This is a genomic window from Paenibacillus sp. SN-8-1 (assembly GCF_050995535.1).
Classification (GTDB): Bacteria; Bacillota; Bacilli; order Paenibacillales; family Paenibacillaceae; genus Fontibacillus.
Genome location: NZ_CP194782.1, coordinates 2102790 through 2120418, shown reverse-complemented (window position 1 = coordinate 2120418; position 17629 = coordinate 2102790). Strand labels below are relative to the sequence as shown.

20 protein-coding genes are annotated in these 17629 nt (G+C 45.7%); 4 read left to right on the top strand and 16 right to left on the bottom strand.

The window, feature by feature from the left end; all coding sequences use genetic code 11:
- Nucleotides 1–151: 151 nt before the first annotated feature.
- Both rnz and metH read right to left on the bottom strand, forming a co-directional pair.
- Nucleotides 152–1084 (bottom strand): ribonuclease Z, encoded by a 933-nt coding sequence (gene rnz / locus ACRRNK_RS10010; protein WP_433946853.1) that lies wholly within the window; start codon nt 1082–1084, stop codon nt 152–154.
- 97 nt (nt 1085–1181) lie between these two features.
- Nucleotides 1182–4622 (bottom strand): methionine synthase, encoded by a 3441-nt coding sequence (gene metH / locus ACRRNK_RS10005; RefSeq protein ID WP_433946584.1) that lies wholly within the window; start codon nt 4620–4622, stop codon nt 1182–1184.
- A gap of 193 nt (nt 4623–4815) precedes the next feature.
- Here metH and ACRRNK_RS10000 point away from each other — a divergent pair, with 193 nt between their 5' ends.
- Nucleotides 4816–5358, top strand: coding sequence for an acireductone dioxygenase (locus ACRRNK_RS10000; RefSeq protein ID WP_433946583.1), 543 nt, complete (start codon nt 4816–4818; stop codon nt 5356–5358).
- A 98-nt stretch (nt 5359–5456) separates the two neighbouring features.
- Here the strand turns inward: ACRRNK_RS10000 and ACRRNK_RS09995 are convergent, their stop codons facing one another.
- The 6 genes from ACRRNK_RS09995 to ACRRNK_RS09970 all read right to left on the bottom strand — a co-directional run bounded on the left by ACRRNK_RS09995 (nt 5457) and on the right by ACRRNK_RS09970 (nt 8844).
- A complete protein-coding gene (locus ACRRNK_RS09995; protein WP_433946582.1) occupies nt 5457–5855 on the bottom strand; it encodes a FixH family protein in 399 nt (132 codons plus the stop codon).
- The gene (locus ACRRNK_RS09990; protein WP_433946581.1) at nt 5852–6658 is read right to left on the bottom strand and encodes an HAD family hydrolase; all 807 of its coding nucleotides are present in this window, start codon (nt 6656–6658) and stop codon (nt 5852–5854) included. Before ACRRNK_RS09990 ends, ACRRNK_RS09995 begins: the two co-directional genes overlap by 4 nt.
- Before the next feature lie 15 nt (nt 6659–6673).
- Nucleotides 6674–7189, bottom strand: a complete 516-nt coding sequence (locus tag ACRRNK_RS09985; protein ID WP_433946580.1) for a hypothetical protein — start codon at nt 7187–7189, stop codon at nt 6674–6676.
- 30 nt (nt 7190–7219) lie between these two features.
- Nucleotides 7220–8212, bottom strand: coding sequence for an aldo/keto reductase (locus tag ACRRNK_RS09980; protein WP_433946579.1), 993 nt, complete (start codon nt 8210–8212; stop codon nt 7220–7222).
- 88 nt (nt 8213–8300) lie between these two features.
- Nucleotides 8301–8474 carry a DUF896 domain-containing protein gene (locus ACRRNK_RS09975; protein ID WP_433946578.1) on the bottom strand — a complete coding sequence of 58 codons (174 nt, stop codon included), beginning with the start codon at nt 8472–8474 and terminating at the stop codon, nt 8301–8303.
- A 124-nt stretch (nt 8475–8598) separates the two neighbouring features.
- Entirely contained in the window at nt 8599–8844 is a 246-nt protein-coding gene (locus tag ACRRNK_RS09970) for a LysM peptidoglycan-binding domain-containing protein (protein ID WP_433946577.1), read from the bottom strand.
- 306 nt (nt 8845–9150) lie between these two features.
- Here ACRRNK_RS09970 and lexA point away from each other — a divergent pair, with 306 nt between their 5' ends.
- Nucleotides 9151–9777, top strand: coding sequence for a transcriptional repressor LexA (lexA, locus tag ACRRNK_RS09965; protein ID WP_433946576.1), 627 nt, complete (start codon nt 9151–9153; stop codon nt 9775–9777).
- A 75-nt stretch (nt 9778–9852) separates the two neighbouring features.
- Here the strand turns inward: lexA and lepB are convergent, their stop codons facing one another.
- From lepB to ACRRNK_RS09950, 3 genes are all read right to left on the bottom strand, one after another.
- Nucleotides 9853–10407 (bottom strand): signal peptidase I, encoded by a 555-nt coding sequence (gene lepB, locus ACRRNK_RS09960; RefSeq protein WP_433946575.1) that lies wholly within the window; start codon nt 10405–10407, stop codon nt 9853–9855.
- A gap of 95 nt (nt 10408–10502) precedes the next feature.
- Nucleotides 10503–10691: a hypothetical protein gene (locus tag ACRRNK_RS09955; RefSeq protein WP_433946574.1), complete on the bottom strand. Its 189-nt coding sequence runs from the start codon at nt 10689–10691 to the stop codon at nt 10503–10505.
- Nucleotides 10691–10978 (bottom strand): hypothetical protein, encoded by a 288-nt coding sequence (locus ACRRNK_RS09950; protein WP_433946573.1) that lies wholly within the window; start codon nt 10976–10978, stop codon nt 10691–10693. The genes ACRRNK_RS09955 and ACRRNK_RS09950 overlap by 1 nt, the downstream gene beginning before the upstream one ends.
- Before the next feature lie 140 nt (nt 10979–11118).
- On the opposite strand from ACRRNK_RS09950, the gene ACRRNK_RS09945 reads away from it, so the two are divergent.
- Both ACRRNK_RS09945 and ACRRNK_RS09940 read left to right on the top strand, forming a co-directional pair.
- Nucleotides 11119–11697: a nucleotidyltransferase family protein gene (locus ACRRNK_RS09945; RefSeq protein ID WP_433946572.1), complete on the top strand. Its 579-nt coding sequence runs from the start codon at nt 11119–11121 to the stop codon at nt 11695–11697.
- Nucleotides 11698–11744: 47 nt separating this feature from the next.
- Entirely contained in the window at nt 11745–11981 is a 237-nt protein-coding gene (locus ACRRNK_RS09940) for a DUF6199 family natural product biosynthesis protein (protein WP_433946571.1), read from the top strand.
- 42 nt (nt 11982–12023) lie between these two features.
- Here ACRRNK_RS09940 and glnA read toward each other — a convergent pair whose 3' ends face one another.
- From glnA to ACRRNK_RS09915, 5 genes are all read right to left on the bottom strand, one after another.
- Nucleotides 12024–13352 (bottom strand): type I glutamate--ammonia ligase, encoded by a 1329-nt coding sequence (gene glnA / locus ACRRNK_RS09935; protein ID WP_433946570.1) that lies wholly within the window; start codon nt 13350–13352, stop codon nt 12024–12026.
- 33 nt (nt 13353–13385) lie between these two features.
- The gene (locus ACRRNK_RS09930) at nt 13386–13799 is read right to left on the bottom strand and encodes a MerR family transcriptional regulator (protein ID WP_433946569.1); all 414 of its coding nucleotides are present in this window, start codon (nt 13797–13799) and stop codon (nt 13386–13388) included.
- A gap of 82 nt (nt 13800–13881) precedes the next feature.
- Nucleotides 13882–15135 carry an aminotransferase class I/II-fold pyridoxal phosphate-dependent enzyme gene (locus ACRRNK_RS09925; RefSeq protein WP_433946568.1) on the bottom strand — a complete coding sequence of 418 codons (1254 nt, stop codon included), beginning with the start codon at nt 15133–15135 and terminating at the stop codon, nt 13882–13884.
- 59 nt (nt 15136–15194) lie between these two features.
- The gene (gene hflX / locus ACRRNK_RS09920) at nt 15195–16484 is read right to left on the bottom strand and encodes a GTPase HflX (RefSeq protein WP_433946567.1); all 1290 of its coding nucleotides are present in this window, start codon (nt 16482–16484) and stop codon (nt 15195–15197) included.
- Between the two features lie 42 nt (nt 16485–16526).
- A complete protein-coding gene (locus ACRRNK_RS09915) occupies nt 16527–17516 on the bottom strand; it encodes an AAA family ATPase (protein WP_433946566.1) in 990 nt (329 codons plus the stop codon).
- Nucleotides 17517–17629 lie beyond the last annotated feature (113 nt).

Here is a 17629-nt window from a genome sequence, read left to right as displayed (position 1 = left end):
TCATAAATTTCCCGTCTTCCGCAAGAGAAATTATACATTCAAGTCGAACTCCATCGAAGGTTGAAACCGCTTATTTTTAAAAGCTGAAAAACTTTGCGGTCCGATGTCATTTCCTGCGCTTTCCCGGAAAATAATTCTTTGTATTTCCTGCTTATTGCTGATCATCACGGGACACTGACACAAGCTCATGTTCTTTTGCCAGCCTTGTGTTCGGGAATATCCTTCGCGCCTCATCAAGCAGCATTCCAAGCTGCTGATCGTCCTTGTAACGGGAACTGAAGTGAGTGAGCACGAGCTCTTTGACATGTGCAGCAGACGCCGTCTCTGCGGCCTGAACAGATGTACTATGGTGGTAGTTATATGCGGTCTCAGCAAGTTCATGTGAAAAAGTAGCCTCGTGGACCAGCAGATCCGCATCCTTGGCAAGCTCAACTGCAGCGGAGCATGGTCTTGTGTCCCCGAGAATGGTCACGATCCTGCCCTTTTTAGGCACGCCTAACACATCTTTGGCATGAATCATTCCCGATGCCGTCTCAATGCTCTCTCCTCTCTTTAGCTTCCCATATAGGGGGCCCGGCTTGACTCCAAGCTTCGCAAGTGCCTCGAAATCGAGACGACCCGGCTTATCAAGCTCCGTAACACGATACCCATAGCTATCTATTCGGTGCTCAAGCAGCGCAGACTCCACGCGAAAAGTATCGTCTTCAAAAACCAGCCCCCCGTCATGCTCCTTCACAATAAGCTCATAATTAATATGTGACTCACTGATTCCGAGTGACATTCGTACATATTGCTCAAGCCCTTTAGGTCCATATAGAACAAGAGGAGTGTCTCCTCCCTGATAAGAGCGGCTTGAAAGCAGCCCCGGAAGACCAAATAAATGATCGCCATGCAGATGAGTTATGAAAATTTTCTCCAGCTTGCTCAGCTTAAGTGGCGAACGAAGCACCTGATGCTGCGTCCCTTCCCCGCAATCGAACAGCCAGAATGATCTTCTCTCCTCAAGCATTCGCAAGGCCAGGGAAGTGACATTACGCTGCAGGGAAGGCACACCCGCATTGGTTCCCATGAAGTAAAGCTCCATCTTCTCAACCTTCTTCCGCATACTTGGTTAGTTGCTGATGTAGCAAAAATCCCCCGTTACCCGGAGGATTTTGCGGCATACTTTATTTTATTGTAACTTAAGACTTCTCTACATTAAAATATTGTGCTTCCGGATGAGCGAATACGAGTGCGGAGACAGATGCCTCTGGCTCCATCATGAACCCTTCCGTAAGCTCTACTCCAATATCCTCTGGTTTAATCAGATCGAACAGTGGCTCCTGCAGTTCAAGATCAGGACATGCAGGATAACCGAAGGATACCCGGATACCTTGATATCTTGCACCGTGGCGCTGTTTCATGGTCATATCTGCTGGATCCGGGAAGCCCCAGCTGTCCCTCATAATATGATGCACACGCTCAGCCAGACCTTCTGCAACCTCTAGCGCAGTTGCCTGGACCACATGAGAACGAAGGTAATCGCCTTTATTCTTCCATTCCTCAGATAATTGCCTTACTCCATGTCCAGCCGTGACTACCATGAAGCCGACATAATCCATAACCCCGCTGTCAACCGTCTTCAAATAATCAGACAGGCACAAATGAGGTTCAACTCTCTGACGCGGGAAGCTGAAGGTCTTAAGCACTTTGGTGTGATCTTCAGGATCATAGATCAAGATGTCATTTCCACTGGACTGAGCCGGATAGAATCGATAGATAGCATGAGCCTGAATAATTTCATTCGTCAATGCCTCGTGAAGCACTTGATCCACCGTTTCTTTGAGCTCCAATGCTTTAGGATCCTTGGATGCAAGCAACTGCTCTACTGAACCTCTAAGTCCAAGATGATGACCCAGCAGCATCTGCATATTCACGTAAGGAATAATGTGGCTGATTGGATAATTTCTCAACACGTGCCGATCCAGATCTGGCGGCAAATAGACCGGTGCATCTTGTGAAATGTTAGAGCGGACAGCACGGGTAAGCTCAGGCAGAACTGTCTTAACAACCTCCTGCTCCCCTGCTTCTTTCTCTGCTTCAAATTCAAGACGCATTCTCTCTCTGGAATCTGGATCCATCAGCTTGTTAGCCAGGTCCAATCCATCCATAGCATCTTTCGCGTATACAACAAGCCCATTATACTCGGGGCGAATCCGGGTCTTAGTGAACTTCCGGGTTAAGGCAGCACCGCCAACCATAATCGGCACATCGATACCGGCATTACGCAGATCCTGCGCAGTTGATACCATCTGCTGAGCAGATTTAACCAGCAGCCCAGACAGGCCGATGGCATCGGCTTTCTGCTCACGGAATGCTTCTATAATACGTTCCGGTGGTACTTTTATACCCAAATTGACAATATCATAACCGTTATTGGAAAGGATGATCTCGACCAGATTTTTACCGATATCGTGAACATCGCCTTTCACAGTCGCTAGCATAATTCGCCCTTTAACCGAGGATTCATTCTTCTCCATGAAGGGCTCAAGATAAGCTACCGATGCCTTCATCACTTCAGCGCTCTGAAGCACTTCGGCCACGATCAGCTCATTGTTGTTAAATAGCCGTCCAACCTCTTCCATTCCCGCCATAAGAGGTCCGTTAATGACCTCCAAAGCCGTGTAGCGGCCAAGAGCTTCATCCAGATCAGGAATCAGACCCTCCTTGGTCCCTTCCACAACGTAGGAAGCCAGTCTCTCTTCAAGTGACAGATTGCTGATCTTCTCCTTCTTCTCAACCTTCTTGTTACGGAAAGCTGCTACGAAAGACGCTAGTGTCTGATCATTTGTATCGTAAATAAGATCCTCTGCAAGCTTGCGCTCTTCCTCAGGTATTGAAGCATAACGCTCAACCTTCTCCGTGTTCACAATCGCGTAATCTAGTCCAGCCTTAGTGCACTCATACAAGAAGACCGAGTTCAGAACTTCACGACCTGCTTCTGGAAGTCCGAACGAGACATTACTGATCCCGAGAACGGTATGGCAAGCCGGAAGGGCTTCCTTAATCAGACGGATCCCCTCTATCGTCTCTTTGGCAGAACCGATATACTGCTCGTCCCCTGTTCCAACCGGGAATACGAGTGGATCAAATATAATATCTTCGGCATTCAGACCATATTTATTAACAAGCAAGTCGTGCGAACGAATGGCTACTTCCAGCTTGTCTTCTCTTGTAATAGCTTGTCCGCGTTCATCGATCGTACCAACTACGATCGCAGCTCCATACTTGTGGATAATAGGAGTGACCAGCTCGAATTTCTCTTCGCCATCCTCAAGGTTAATGGAGTTAATTATTGACTTACCCTGGCAGTATTTAAGCGCCAGATCTATTACAGCGGGGTCGGTAGTATCAATCATCAAAGGTACTTTGACCTTCTTGACGACTAGTTCAAGGAACTTCTTAATGTCTTCTGTCTCATCGCGGTCAGGGTCCTGCACACAGACGTCAATAACCTGGGCCCCGCCTTTTACCTGAGCTCGAGCAATTTCAGACGCCTCTTCATACTTTCCTTCAACGATAAGCCGTTTGAACTTTCTGGACCCCAAAACGTTGGTTCTCTCACCAATCATGTAAGGGCGGTTATCCGACTCAATATATACTGGTTCAATCCCGGAGATAGCCGGGGGATGCGTCACTTCATCCATTTTGCGAGGCTCGTACTGCTTCATCTTCTCAGACATAGCATAAATGTGCTCAGGCGTTGTTCCGCAGCAGCCGCCCGCGATATTGAGCCAGCCCTTCTCGGCAAAGGCTGCCATCTTTGCAGCAAGCGAGTCGGGAGATTCATGATAATTCCCGTTCTCGTCCGGTAGACCAGCATTCGGGTAACAGCTAATCGCTGTACTCGCCATATCCGAAAGTGTACGAATATGATCGCGCATGAACTCTGGCCCGGTGGCACAGTTAAGTCCTACAGACACCGGATTCAAATGCTCAAGAGATACATAGAATGCCTCAATGTTCTGCCCGGCAAGTGTGGTTCCCATCGGTTCAATGGTACCGGAGATCATTAGAGGCAATGTAATACCAGTGGCCTCAAAAGCACGACGTATGGCGATACTCCCCGCCTTAACATTCAGAGTATCCTGGGATGTCTCTAGCAGCATGGCATCTACGCCAGCTTCAATCAGAGCTACCGCCTGCTCTTCATAGCTTGCAATTAGCTCGTCAAAAGTAACACCACCCGTTACGGACAGCGTCTTGGTCGTTGGACCCATGGCGCCAACGGCATAACGCGGATGTTCAGGTGTAGAGTATTTATTAACAGCATCAACCGCAAGCTTGGCTGCAGCCAGGTTAATCTCGCGGGCTTTGTCTTGAATATCATACTCGGCAAGGACAACGGAAGCTCCCCCGAAAGTATTTGTCTCAATTAAGTCGGCTCCTGCTTCAAGATATTTCTCATGAATACGGGAGATGACATCCGGACGGGTGAGAACTAGCATCTCATTACAACCGTCAAGCTCTTCTCCACCGAAATCTTCGGGTTTTAGCTCTTCTTGCTGAATCATGGTTCCCATGGCTCCGTCAAGAATCAATATTTTGTCTCTCATTCTGGATTGCAGACTTGGCTTAATCAAGATTTCATTCCCCCCTGTAAAACGCTAAAACTAAGTGTAGCAGAATCAAACGCTTTAGGAAAGGCATTGTATACATTTCGCTTTACGTGAAAACGCTTGTTTTTCAAGAGACATCCTCCCAAAATGGGGGTCGACACACCCTCTTTAATCCTTTATAATTCTAACTATACATTAATGAAAGGGGAGTAATCCCATGGCGGAAATAAGAATTAGAAAAACGAACGAAATTATTTCAGGAGAAGAGAACGTTCGTAATTTCCTTAGTCAATTTGAGGTCATTTATGAACACTGGGATATCAGCAAGCTGCCGGCCCATTTACAGGAGAATTTCTCCCTAACTGACGAACAAAAATCAGAAGTACTTGCTACATTCGACACTGAGATCCAAGATTTGGTTGCCCGCCGCGGCTACCGCACTTGGGATGTTATTACTCTCTCGGAGGCTACTCCAAATATTGAGGAATTGCTTGCCAAGTTTGAACAAATCCACACACATACCGAGGATGAGATCCGTGCTATCGTTGGAGGTGCGGGAACCTTTGTAATCAAAGGCTCGGAAGAAATAGGTTATTTTGATGTGAATCTGCTGCCAGGGGATCTTATCTCTGTTCCGGAGAACACCGTACACTTCTTCACTTTGACCGATGACCGCAAGGTTGTGGCCATTCGTCTGTTCGTGGAAGAGAATGGCTGGATTGCTCATCCATACGAGGATCCTAACTTCCAGAAGGCTTAAGCTTAATTACAGATATTTAATAATGTGAACAAAAAGCTGTTTACCTCATCCTTGGATGAAGCAAACAGCTTTTTTTGTTATGGCATGAACGCCAATTCCTATTTCACTTCAAATATGGCTGAAGGCATCGAGTGCTGACTATCGGCGGTAACGTGAGAAATCACATGATAGGAGCCCGCTTCATTAAAGGACTTAAGCATAACATACTTTCCGTCTCCCGCCGAGGTTACGTTAATTTTGCTGTGCTTGTCCGAGCCATCTTTCCAAATTTCAAAAGTAACCTCTTGTGCATCATCTACATTTGATCCAGCTTGGGTAACTTTCGCTTCGAATGATACTTTCTCATTCACCTTCGCACTTGTGGGAGCGACGGTTAGCTTAACCTCAATTGGCTTTGGCATCTCGTTCGCCTCATGATGGTTGTCATTCGCGCATCCTGAAAGCAGTAGAACTAAGCTGATTAACGCTGAAGCATACCTTAAGCGTCGTATTTTCAACTAGCTCTACCTCCTAGACTGTCAATAATTCCGTGTAATTCATATAAATGCTTGATCTCATAATCAGGAATGATTTCGTCTGTACGAGTTTTGCCATCGCGATTCACCCATACCGAATAAATACCCGCGCTTAACGCTCCTTTAATGTCCGTAGTCAGCTTGTCACCAACCATTAGAGCCTCGGAAGCCTGCACACCAAGCCGGGACAAAGCGTGCTCAAAAATACTTGGATCCGGCTTCCCTTTGCCAAATGAACCTGAAATAATAATTTCATTAAAGTAAGGGGCTAGCTCTGGTACTCCATCAAGCTTCTCCTGCTGAAGTGCCGGGCAACCATTCGTTAATAGCAAAAGCTTAACTTGTCCCTTAAGGTCGTTAAGTATTTGGAAAGTTTCTTCATAAATATGTGGACGTGCGCGACGTTCTGCACCAAATTGTTCAGCTAGCTGTCCGGCAAGTTCCTCATTATTGATACCAAGGGCACGCAGGCCCCGGTTCCATGATTCCTTACGATAGACTGGGGCAAGCTTCTCCATTGCACGGAACTCGGGCTGCTCGCCCGCTGTGAAATTCCCCCACAAACCTTCAAACGGATTAATCCCGATCATTTGGGTGAATGAAAATGTCTCGTATGATTCGTATAAAGCTCTTGCTTCCTTACGAACTGCTTCCTCCAGCTGTGAGGCATTTACCCCGGTAATCTCAGCTGCTGTCTTACATGTAAATTCAAAAGCTTCTGCTATACTGCGCTCATCCCATAACAGTGTATCATCTAGATCAAAACATACGGCCTTAATTGACATCGTGATTCCCCTTTATTAATGATTCTCGACTGTAATTTTGTTAAGCTTTCCAAATTCCTTCAAACGTTCACCCATCGCCTCTGTATTGAATCGGTTACGTGAACGAAGAAATGTCCACTTCTGTCCGTTTCCTTTAGGAACGATAGTGACTACACCCTGACTTAGAACGATCTTCTGAATACTATCTGCAGACAGCATCCGATCCCGGTTGAATTTGGAAGTGTACAGAGCACTCTTGCCAATTCTCAGGTACGGTTTCCTTATAAAGGTGATGACTCCAAGCAGGATATATAGCCCTATTGTAAGCCAGTATAAGAAGGAATTAATATCGCTGCCGCCCCCTATAAAGCCAAGTGAACCATACATCACCCCGAACAGAATGAGAAGCGCGGGTAGAACAATATTACGACCTCTGAAAGTCTCCCCTTCTCCACTCAGACCCAATTTACCAGGTTGAATTCCCTGTTTCTTTTGCTGTGCTAACAACCTTTGCTTATTTTTCTCAACTTGTTTCTCAAATGAACGTGCCATACTGCCACTTTCCTCCTCGGTTGTCTGCTGTTAAATCTGTCTTTTGAATTTGCGAATGAAGCGATCAGGGTACTCGTCTGGCAGACTGCTTACCTCATCAAGCAGACGTCGTTGTTCACCATCAAGCTCAAAATCTACAGCACCCATGTTCTCATCGAACTGTTCAAGCGTACTCGCTCCAAAGATTGGTGAGGTAATTCCCTTATGACCCATTAGCCAATTCAAGGCTACCTGTGAAGGAGTTCTATCGATCTCCTTAGAGATCTTGACCACTTGGTTAAGAATATCAAAATTCTTCTTCGTAGCCCGATATTCCCATGAGCTCTCGCCACCACTCACCGCACTCAGCCGCCCTTCAGATGGCTTTGGTCCCTCCTTGTACCTGTTCGTAAGAAACCCGCCTCCAAGAGGAGCCCATGGAATAATACCCACATTTTCTTCAAAACATAGTGACATCATTTCCCTGTCGGCCTCACGGTTAAGCAGACTATATTGCTGCTGAAGTGACACGTAACGGACCAAGCCCCTGGCTTCACTAACAGCCAGGCTTTTCATCAGCTGCCAGGATAAGTAATTCGAGCAGCCAATATAGCGAACCTTGCCTGAAGTGACCAGATCATCGAGTGCACGGAGCGTCTCCTCCACTGGGGTCGCTTGATCCCATACATGAATCTGATACAGATCAATGTAATCAGTTCCAAGTCGTCTGAGACTTGCCTCGATGCCGTCCATAATATGCTTACGGGAAGAACCTTGGCCGTTCACATGATCTGCGGTAGACATACGCACTTTGGAGGCTAGAATTACTTCAGACCTGCGTCCGCGAATACTCTTGCCCACTATTTCTTCTGACCGCCCGCCCGTGTAGACATCTGCGGTATCGATAAAATTCCCACCCTGATCAAGGAAGCGGTGAATCATTTCCTTTGAGTCTTTCTCATCGGTAGTTCCACCAAATGTCATAGTTCCTAAACAAAGACTTGATACAGCCAATCCGCTTTTACCCAGATAGGTATACTTCATGAAATATCCTCCTGTTCATTTAGGGATTCCCATTCATCTCGCAACAGTCAGATGATGATTATGTACTTCCGGCCCAAGGCCGGACGGCTTATTTATCTACAATTTCAATAGAATCCAATTGTTGACGGAAATTCCTGCGAATATTTTGCAAGTAGATTTCCCGCAGTTCTGCTCTTTCAAGCGTTTCTTCCTCAGTCAATCCTGATTCTTTATGTTTTCGCGCAAGCTCATTAATGCGCTGTACCAGGCTATCGATATCCATAAGTGACTCCTCCTTCAGTTAAGGCATTAACTCTTACTTTGACATGAGAAAAAGAGCTTGTCAAGGCACGTCAAATCCTTGAAAAGCTCTCGTAAGCTAACCTAATTCTATTATTGGTAATGAATTAATTTGAAGGGATCACAAGCACTTCACCAGCTTGTATTTCACTGGATACAAGTTGGTTCAATTCCTTAATATTTCGTACAACATCCCGAGTGTCTTGATCGTTGGTTTTGTTAGCCAAAGCGATGCTCCACAATGAATCACCAGGCTGTACAATGACCTGTGGAAGATCAGATGATCCGGCAAGACTGCTAGAAGAAGCAAATGCTGTGATCATCCCTGTGCAGGTTACGGCTATAAATATCACTAAGGCTGCAACTCTTACAAATATAGTATTGGAAATAAAGTCTTCTAGATTAAATTTATTTCGGCTAGGCTCAGCAGGAACTGATTCATGAATACTTTGGTATGTAGAATATCTCAACATTAACCCTCACTCCAAACGTTTGTTCTTGTTTTCTGAATACAATATAACACGAACACTTGTTTCGTTCAATAGTTTTTTAGAACAATTGTTCGCTTAATATTTGTATTCATTTAGAACTTATGTTTGTACGAACGGTAGTTCTATGTTATAATTTTTCCAAACGTTACTAAATGGGGTTGATATAATATGTCGAAAGTATCCAGTCGTCAGCAGGCGATTCTTGAATTTATAAGAAACGAAGTTAGAATGAAGGGTTACCCTCCTTCTGTAAGAGAGATTGGAGAAGCTGTCGGACTTGCTTCCAGTTCCACAGTGCATGGTCATTTGGACAGGCTCGAGAAGAAAGGCTTTATCCGGCGTGACCCTACCAAGCCACGGGCAATTGAACTACTGGGCCAGGAGGATTCTGACAATTACAATCTGTTCGCCCACACAGTTGCACGCGTACCTGTTGTCGGTAAAGTAACTGCCGGTGTACCTATTACAGCTACAGAGAATATTGAGGACTACTTCCCTCTCCCCAACCATTTCGTCGGTGATAAAGAGGTATTTATGCTTTCTGTTATGGGCGATAGTATGATTGAAGCAGGCATTCACAATGGTGACTTTGTTATCGTTCGTCAGCAGCAGACCGCTGATAATGGCGATATTGTCGTAGCCATGACCGAAGACGACGAGGCAACGGTGAAGACTTTTTATAAAGAAAGAGACCATATCCGCTTACAACCCGAGAACCCCACTTACGAACCGCTGCGTCTTAAGCATGTTACGATTCTTGGTAAAGTCGTCGGCTTATTCCGCGACATTCACTAATATTCGTTGTTATTTCCTTTCATGTAACCTCAAAGAAGAGGGTGCCAATTGGCACCCTCTTCTTGATACATGCTACTATTTAATCTCTTCTATCCCCATGATATGGTCGAATGGGATCGGCCCCAAAACTCTACTGTCTTCACTATTATTCCTGTTATCTCCTAGGACAAAAATGTGATTATCTGGAATTACCCATTTACTGTCCTGAGAAGGGTTCATTTTCTCTTTGATGTAGGGCTCTACCAAGGCCTCACCATTCCTGTATACTTGTTGATTTTTGATCTCAATCACATCGCCCGGCTTCCCGATCACCCGCTTAATATAGAATGTGCGATCATTACTTGCACCACGTATGAGCTGAATCAAAGGCTGCTCCACAATATTGTCCCAAAAAGAACGCTCCCGATTCACTCTACTGTCAACAACAACGATATCACCATAAGCTGGCATGTGTGAGAATGTTCGGGCAAGCTTGGAGGTGTAGACTCTTTGATCATCCTGCAGGGTCGGCTCCATCGACTGACCGACAACCTTATAGGGCTGAAATACAAAGATACCAATAAAAAGACTTAGAACAAATGCGATGGCCACAGCGGGAATGTAACTAGTTATAGTTTTCAACAGCTTCATACTAATGAGCATCCTCCCTTTGACTTGTTAAGGGAAGTATATCATTTCCAGTATTTACAACACAAATTTCTCCTGTTCGCCCTTCTATACCCTAACTATTTGTCATTACGATTCCGGTAAGTTAAATGCTTAGCAAAATGATTCTTCCTTATCTCTGATTGAATCTCGCGTGATAGGCTTCTGTAGCGTTCGATGGATACTGTAATTCGTCGTGAGGCTTGATTCAAATCCGCCTCCTTACTTCGTTGTCGCTGCAATATTAATTCAATCCATTTGAACCACATCAAGAGTCACTCTCCTCTGCCTTTTCTACTTTCTTGATGCTCTTAAAAACATCCAGTACCGGTTCCCACAATTCTTCTCGTTCTTTATCCAGGATCGCCTGCAGCCGATCCCGATCCTCCTCTGCTTTATCTAGCAATCTCCTTGGTACCAAATCTCCATTAATAATCATTCTTACGAGGACGATCAAAATCATAAGCAGGATAAAGGTAAGCAGAACCGCCAAACCATATTTCTCAGCGAGCGGCAGAAGCTTCTCAATGGTCGATAGCTCACTGGATTCCATCATCCTTCCTCCTGTTCGTCAAAGTTATACTACAATGTATGCCTCTAATAGAGTGTGAGAGATGGTCAGATTCTACTATTTCCAAAATATTGATTGTTGTTTATAATAGTTAGAACATAGGTTCTATTCCAAGGAGGTATTCAATGATATTACGTACCGAAGCGGATATTATACAGCTTGTAGAACAAGATAACTGGATGATGGGCCTTTTACACGCAGCAGCTCAATTGCATTTACCTGACTGGTGGATCTGTGCTGGCGCAGTCCGTGCGAAAGTATGGGATGTACTACACGGTTATCATGAACGCACTCCTCTCGCTGACATAGATGTAATTTACTTTGACCCCATGAACTTAGACGAAGGGCACGAGAAGGACCTCGAACAAAAATTATTACAGATTCGACCAAACTTGCCCTGGTCCGTCAAAAATCAAGCGCGCATGCACAAGATAAACAACCTTCCGCCCTACCATTCAAGCATAGAGGGCATTTCCAAATTTCCGGAGACTGCCACTTCAATAGGAATTTCTTTGAACTCACATGAAGAGGTTATTCTGACTGCTCCTTGGGGAATTCAAGATCTTATTCATCTCCGCGTGCAGCCAACTCCTTTCTTCCAGGCTACACCTGAGAGAGCACGGATTTATGAAGACCGTGTGAGAAAGAAGAATTGGGCCTGTCAATGGCCACAGCTGACAATCTTTTCATATGCAAGAGCATGAAGTATAGATAAAACCAGTTGGCAAATTATTGAAACGAATGCCCCCTGATGAACGTTGTACATAGCAAAGGGGATGATCCATTGTTACTATTCTTGGGACTCTTATTCTTATCAATGGGTTTGATTCAGTTAATTAAGCCATCCTGGGGATGGTATATTAATGAAGGATGGAAGGTCGAGGGAGAATCTGAGCCAAGCGAGGCATACTTGATCATAGCCCAGTTAGGTGGAATCTTCGGAATTGTAGTAGGAGTCATATTATGTCTGGCTGGGATTTTCAACTAAAAAGAACCCCTGACGCCATATGCGTCAGGGGTTCTGTCTACCTTAGTACAAAGTAATGTATTGGTCACGTTCCCATTGATGAACTTGTGTGCGGAACATATCCCACTCGATTTCTTTGAGTTCATAGAAATGGGACAGCGCATGATCACCAAGCGCTTCAGTTACCACTTCACTACGAATCAGCTCGTTAAGAGCTTCCTTCAGGTCGGATGGAAGGCTAGGGATTCCTTCTTCAATACGCTCTTCCTCTGACATCACATAGATGTTACGGTCAATTGGATCAACAAGAGGGATCTCATTTTTAATTCCGTCAAGACCCGCTTTAAGCATAACAGCCAGTGCCAGGTAAGGGTTAGCAGCCGGATCCGGATTACGAACTTCGACGCGAGTACCGAGTCCGCGGGAAGCAGGAATACGAATCATCGGGCTGCGGTTACTAGAAGACCATGCTACGTAACAAGGTGCTTCATAACCAGGAACCAAACGTTTGTATGAGTTCACTGTAGGGTTAGTGATTGCTGCAAAAGCACGTGCATGCTTCAAGATACCTGCCATGTAATAGCGGGCAGTTTGGCTAAGACCCAGAGTATCGCTTTCCTCGTAGAACGAGTTCACATCACCTTTAAACAAGGATTGGTGACAGTGCATACCGGAACCGTTCACACCGAACAGTGGTTTTGGCATGAATGTTGCATGGAGTCCATGCTGACGAGCGATTGTTTTTACAACCAATTTGAAGGTTTGAATTTGGTCAGCCGCTTTCACAGCGTCTGCATATTTAAAATCGATTTCGTGCTGCCCAGGTGCAACCTCATGGTGGGAAGCTTCAATTTCAAAGCCCATTTCTTCAAGAGTAAGAACGATCTCACGACGGCAGTTCTCACCAAGATCTGTAGGAGCAAGGTCAAAGTATCCACCCTGGTCATTCAGCTCCATCGTAGGGTTGCCCTTCTCGTCTGTCTTGAACAAGAAGAATTCCGGTTCAGGACCAACGTTCATGGAGGTGTATCCAAGCTCCTTGGCTTCAGCCAGGTTACGCTTCAAGATACCGCGCGGGTCACCAGCGAAAGGTGTGCCATCTGGCATATATACATCACAAATGAGGCGTGCAACACGATCTTCTGCTACCCATGGGAAAATAACCCAAGTTTCAAGATCCGGATATAGGTACATATCGGATTCTTCAATGCGGACATATCCTTCAATGGAAGAACCGTCAAACATCATTTTGTTATCGAGTGCTTTCGGCAATTGACTTACAGGAATCTCAACGTTCTTAATGGTTCCAAGCAAATCTGTGAATTGCAAACGAATGAAACGGACATTTTCTTCCTTGGCAATACGAAGAATATCTTCTTTTGTGTAACTCACTTTACCCTCTCCCTTTGTGATTAAGATTTATTATTATTGTTTGAAAAACCGTGATAATTCACCTTGAATCAGTGAAACTTGACCTGGTCTCTTGCCGCCTGTAACGAGTTCCTGCTTGAGCATACGATAGAGCTGCGAGTCCGTCAAAACCTTGCGTTTCTCCTCAGTGTCATTCGTAATTACTGTCGCTTCCTGTGATTCTTTGTTCATCGGATTCATTACCTGCTTAATCCCCGCAATGTTAACGCCCTTGTCGATCAATGCTTTGATCTCGAGCAAACGCTCAACATCATTGAATGAGAAGAGACGCTGATTACCGGAAGTTCTCGCCGGTACGATTAGCTGGTGCTGCTCGTAATAGCGAATCTGACGGGCCGATAGATCAGTAAGCTTCATTACGATACCAATTGGAAACAAGGCCATATTTCTACGAATTTCATCACCCATCGCTCTCAACCTTCCACTTAATTAATCATAATCCCATTCTATGTCATATTGCCTCACAGAGTCAAGCATATGTTAGGAATGCTTACAATAAGTTATGATCAATCATATTTTGAAGAGCGGTAAGAACCCCGTACTTCACATGGGAATAGGTTAGCCCGCCTTGCATGTACGCAATATAAGGCTCGCGAATAGGCGCATCCGCAGATAATTCCAGACTTCCGCCCTGGATAAAGGTTCCTGCAGCCATGATTACTGGATGTTCATAACCAGGCATGTCCCACGCTTCGGGCACAACATGCCCGTCAACCGCTGCAGCCCTTTGAATCCCCTGAACGAACGCAATCAGATGCTCTGACGAGGAGAAAGCTATAGCCTGGATCAAATCCGTTCTAGGTTCATCCCAACCCGGCTTGCTCTCAAATCCAGCCAGTTCAAATACTGCCGCTGCAATAACACTTCCTTTAACCGCTTGTCCGACAATGGTTGGGGCCAGAAATAACCCTTGATAGATTCCTCTGGTTGTGCCCAGCATAGCACCTACTTCTCCCCCAATGCCAGGAGCTGTTAACCGGTATGCAGCGAGCTCGACGTATTCGGCTTTGCCACAGATGTAACCACCTGTCTCGGCAAGGCCGCCTCCGGGATTCTTAATAAGTGAACCCGCGATAAGATCGGCGCCCACTTCTGTGGGCTCCCGATCTTCTGTAAACTCACCGTAACAATTATCCACGAAGACAATGACATCCTGCTTGATCTCTTTTACTCGCTTAACCATCTCTTCAATTTGACCAACGCTAAAAGAATCTCTCCAATCGTAGCCCCTTGAACGCTGAATCCCGATAACCTTCGTAGCAGGAGTAATCAAATTGGTTACCTGGTCCCAATCGACACCACCATGATCAAGCAACGCAGCTTCCTTATAAAGGATACCATAGTCTTGAAGTGACCCGGTACCGTCTCCAGGCTTACCAATCACCTTGTGAAGGGTATCGTACGGACGTCCTGTAATGTACAAAAGCTCATCCCCAGGTCTCAGTACACCGAACAGGGCTGTAGCAATAGTATGTGTTCCAGAAGCAAAATGTGGTCTGACTAGTGCGGCTTCCGCCCCAAACACATCCGCATAGACAAGATCCAGAACCTCGCGTCCGCGATCATTATAAGCATATCCGGTAGAGCCGGCAAAATGAAAATCACTGACCTGATGCTTCTGAAAAGCTTCAATGACCTTCCACTGATTAGTATCTACAATTCGGTCAATCGCTTTAAACCTGGAATCCACCTTCTTCTCGGCGAGTTCCATCCAATTCATAACTTGATCTGAAAAAACGGCCATTCCCATTATCCTCTCGTTATCCCATTAGCTGATTATAAATTCAATTACATTAGACAAGATTACGAACGCACTTCATATTCCTTCAACAGGTAGCCGCTCTTCTCATAATCCGCCTGGTTCAATCTAACCTCGAACAATAAATCATCATCCTCAAAATCTTGCCCGATCACTTCGCCAACTCTGTAAATTACAGAACTTAGGTCCCCACGAGCGGCAGGAATGCGGAAAGTTATCGTCTCACCTGTTAATTTATCCTGAATGATCTCGCGAATGATCTCCAGATCCTTCTCGTCATAAGCGCTTATCTTGATATGATTCTCATCGGCAGGCAGCAGCTGAAGCTGCTCAGGCGTACAAAGGTCCTTCTTATTGAACAGAACCACCTGGGGAGTACCACTCGCGCCCAAATCATTCAAAATACGGTCTACGACTTTCATCTGCTCATCCCGTGTATCGGATGAGGCGTCGACCACATGTAGAATAAGATCCGCCTCATTAGCTTCCTCCAGGGTTGCTCTGAAGGACGCAACAAGATCATGCGGAAGGTTCTGGATGAACCCAACCGTATCGGTCAAGACAACTTCCTTCCCGCTGGGCAGAACCAAAGCTCTAGAAGTCGGGTCTAGCGTAGCAAATAATTGGTTCTCAATATATACGTCCGCAGCAGTTAGCTGCTTAAGAAGTGTGGACTTCCCCGCATTCGTATAACCGACAAGCGCTACTTGCACAACCCCGTTCTCTTTGCGGCGTTCCCGGTGCAGCTTGCGATGTTTGGTTACCTCATCAAGTTGCTGCTTCAGCTCGCTAATCCGGTTACGAATGTGTCTGCGATCCGTTTCGAGCTTGCTTTCCCCGGGGCCCCGGGTCCCAATGCCGCCTCCAAGACGGGACAAATTTTTGCCATGTCCGGAGAGCCGGGGGAGTAAGTAACTGTGCTGAGCAAGCTCAACTTGGATTATCCCCTCGCGAGTCTTGGCACGCTGGGCGAAGATATCCAGAATAAGCTGCGTTCTGTCGATGATTTTGACATCGAGTGTTTCTTCCAGATTGCGGACCTGAGCACCTGACAGCTCCTGATCGAAAATCGCTGTGTTGGCATCCAGAGCATCAATCGCAGCTCGGAGCTCTTCCACTTTTCCTTTACCAATGAACCATCTTGTGTCCGGTGTCTCCCTGTTCTGCACAATAACATCCGCAATTTCGACCCCTGCGGTCTCCGCTAATTGAACAAGCTCATTTAATGAGTACTCAGGGTCTACCCCGCTACGCTTAACTTCATTAGTTACCAGACTGACCAGAACTGCCTTATCCGGCAGTGTGGTCTTTGTTTCATATGTTGAATTTCTCATGGATCATTGCTCCCTTTAAGCGACAACGATATAGTGTAAGGTCTACTTGTTACTATTCTTGTCAAATTTAAAATCTTCGGTTCGTATTGTCATTAGTTCAAGCTTTCCCGGAGAGCCGCTTGAATATTGGTTCAACAGTCGAACAGCCTGATGACGGATGGAACGCTCGATTACATTTCTCACATATCTGCCATTGCTGAATGCATGAGGGCTTTCATTTTTCTCTGCAACCAGATGCTGCTTCAATTTGAGTATCGCCTGTGGCATAAGGATATAATCACGCTCTTTGACCATACTTTCTGATATTTGAATCAGCTGATCAATTGAATAATCCGGAAAATCAATTTGGATCGGGAACCGTGACGGCAATCCCGGATTGGTATGAAGAAAGAATTCCATCTCATCAGAATACCCGGCAAGGATCAATATAAATTGATCCTTAAAATCCTCCATTGCCTTTACGAGGGTATCAATTGCTTCTTTACCGAAATCCTTCTCTCCACCACGGGCCAGACTGTAGGCCTCATCAATGAATAAAATACCCCCTAAAGCTTTCTTAACCAGATCACGCGTCTTTTGTGCAGTGTGTCCGATATATTCGCCAACCAGGTCCGCTCGTTCCGCCTCGATAAAATGACCTTTACTAAGCACGCCCATCTTTTGAAACATCTTGGCAACAATGCGCGCTACCGTTGTCTTCCCTGTCCCGGGGTTCCCCTTATAGATCATATGATAGACTTGAGAACCCGCAAGCAGGCCGGCCTCCGTTCGCAGCTGCTTAACCTGAAGTAAAGCGAATATTTCGTACACCAATTCCTTAATGTTCTCTAGGCCAATCAATTGATCCAGTTCTTTCTGAATTTCAGCAAAAACTCTCTGGTGCTGTCCAGCGGTCTTTGAAATTACGGCAGGCTCAGGTTCAGGAAGTGTCTGCGAGATGACCGGAGGCTCACTATTTCGCAGAATGACATTGATCTGTCTGGATGGTCTCTCCTCAGAACGGCCGCCAGCGGCCACAACACGCCCTTGCATGCGGCATCACCTCTTCTTAGAGTAGGGGGCAGATAACTACTATAAGAGTTTATTCCGTCTATGCACAGGTTATTAGAAGTTTGTCATGGAGATGTAATAAGCCTCATTTCCAG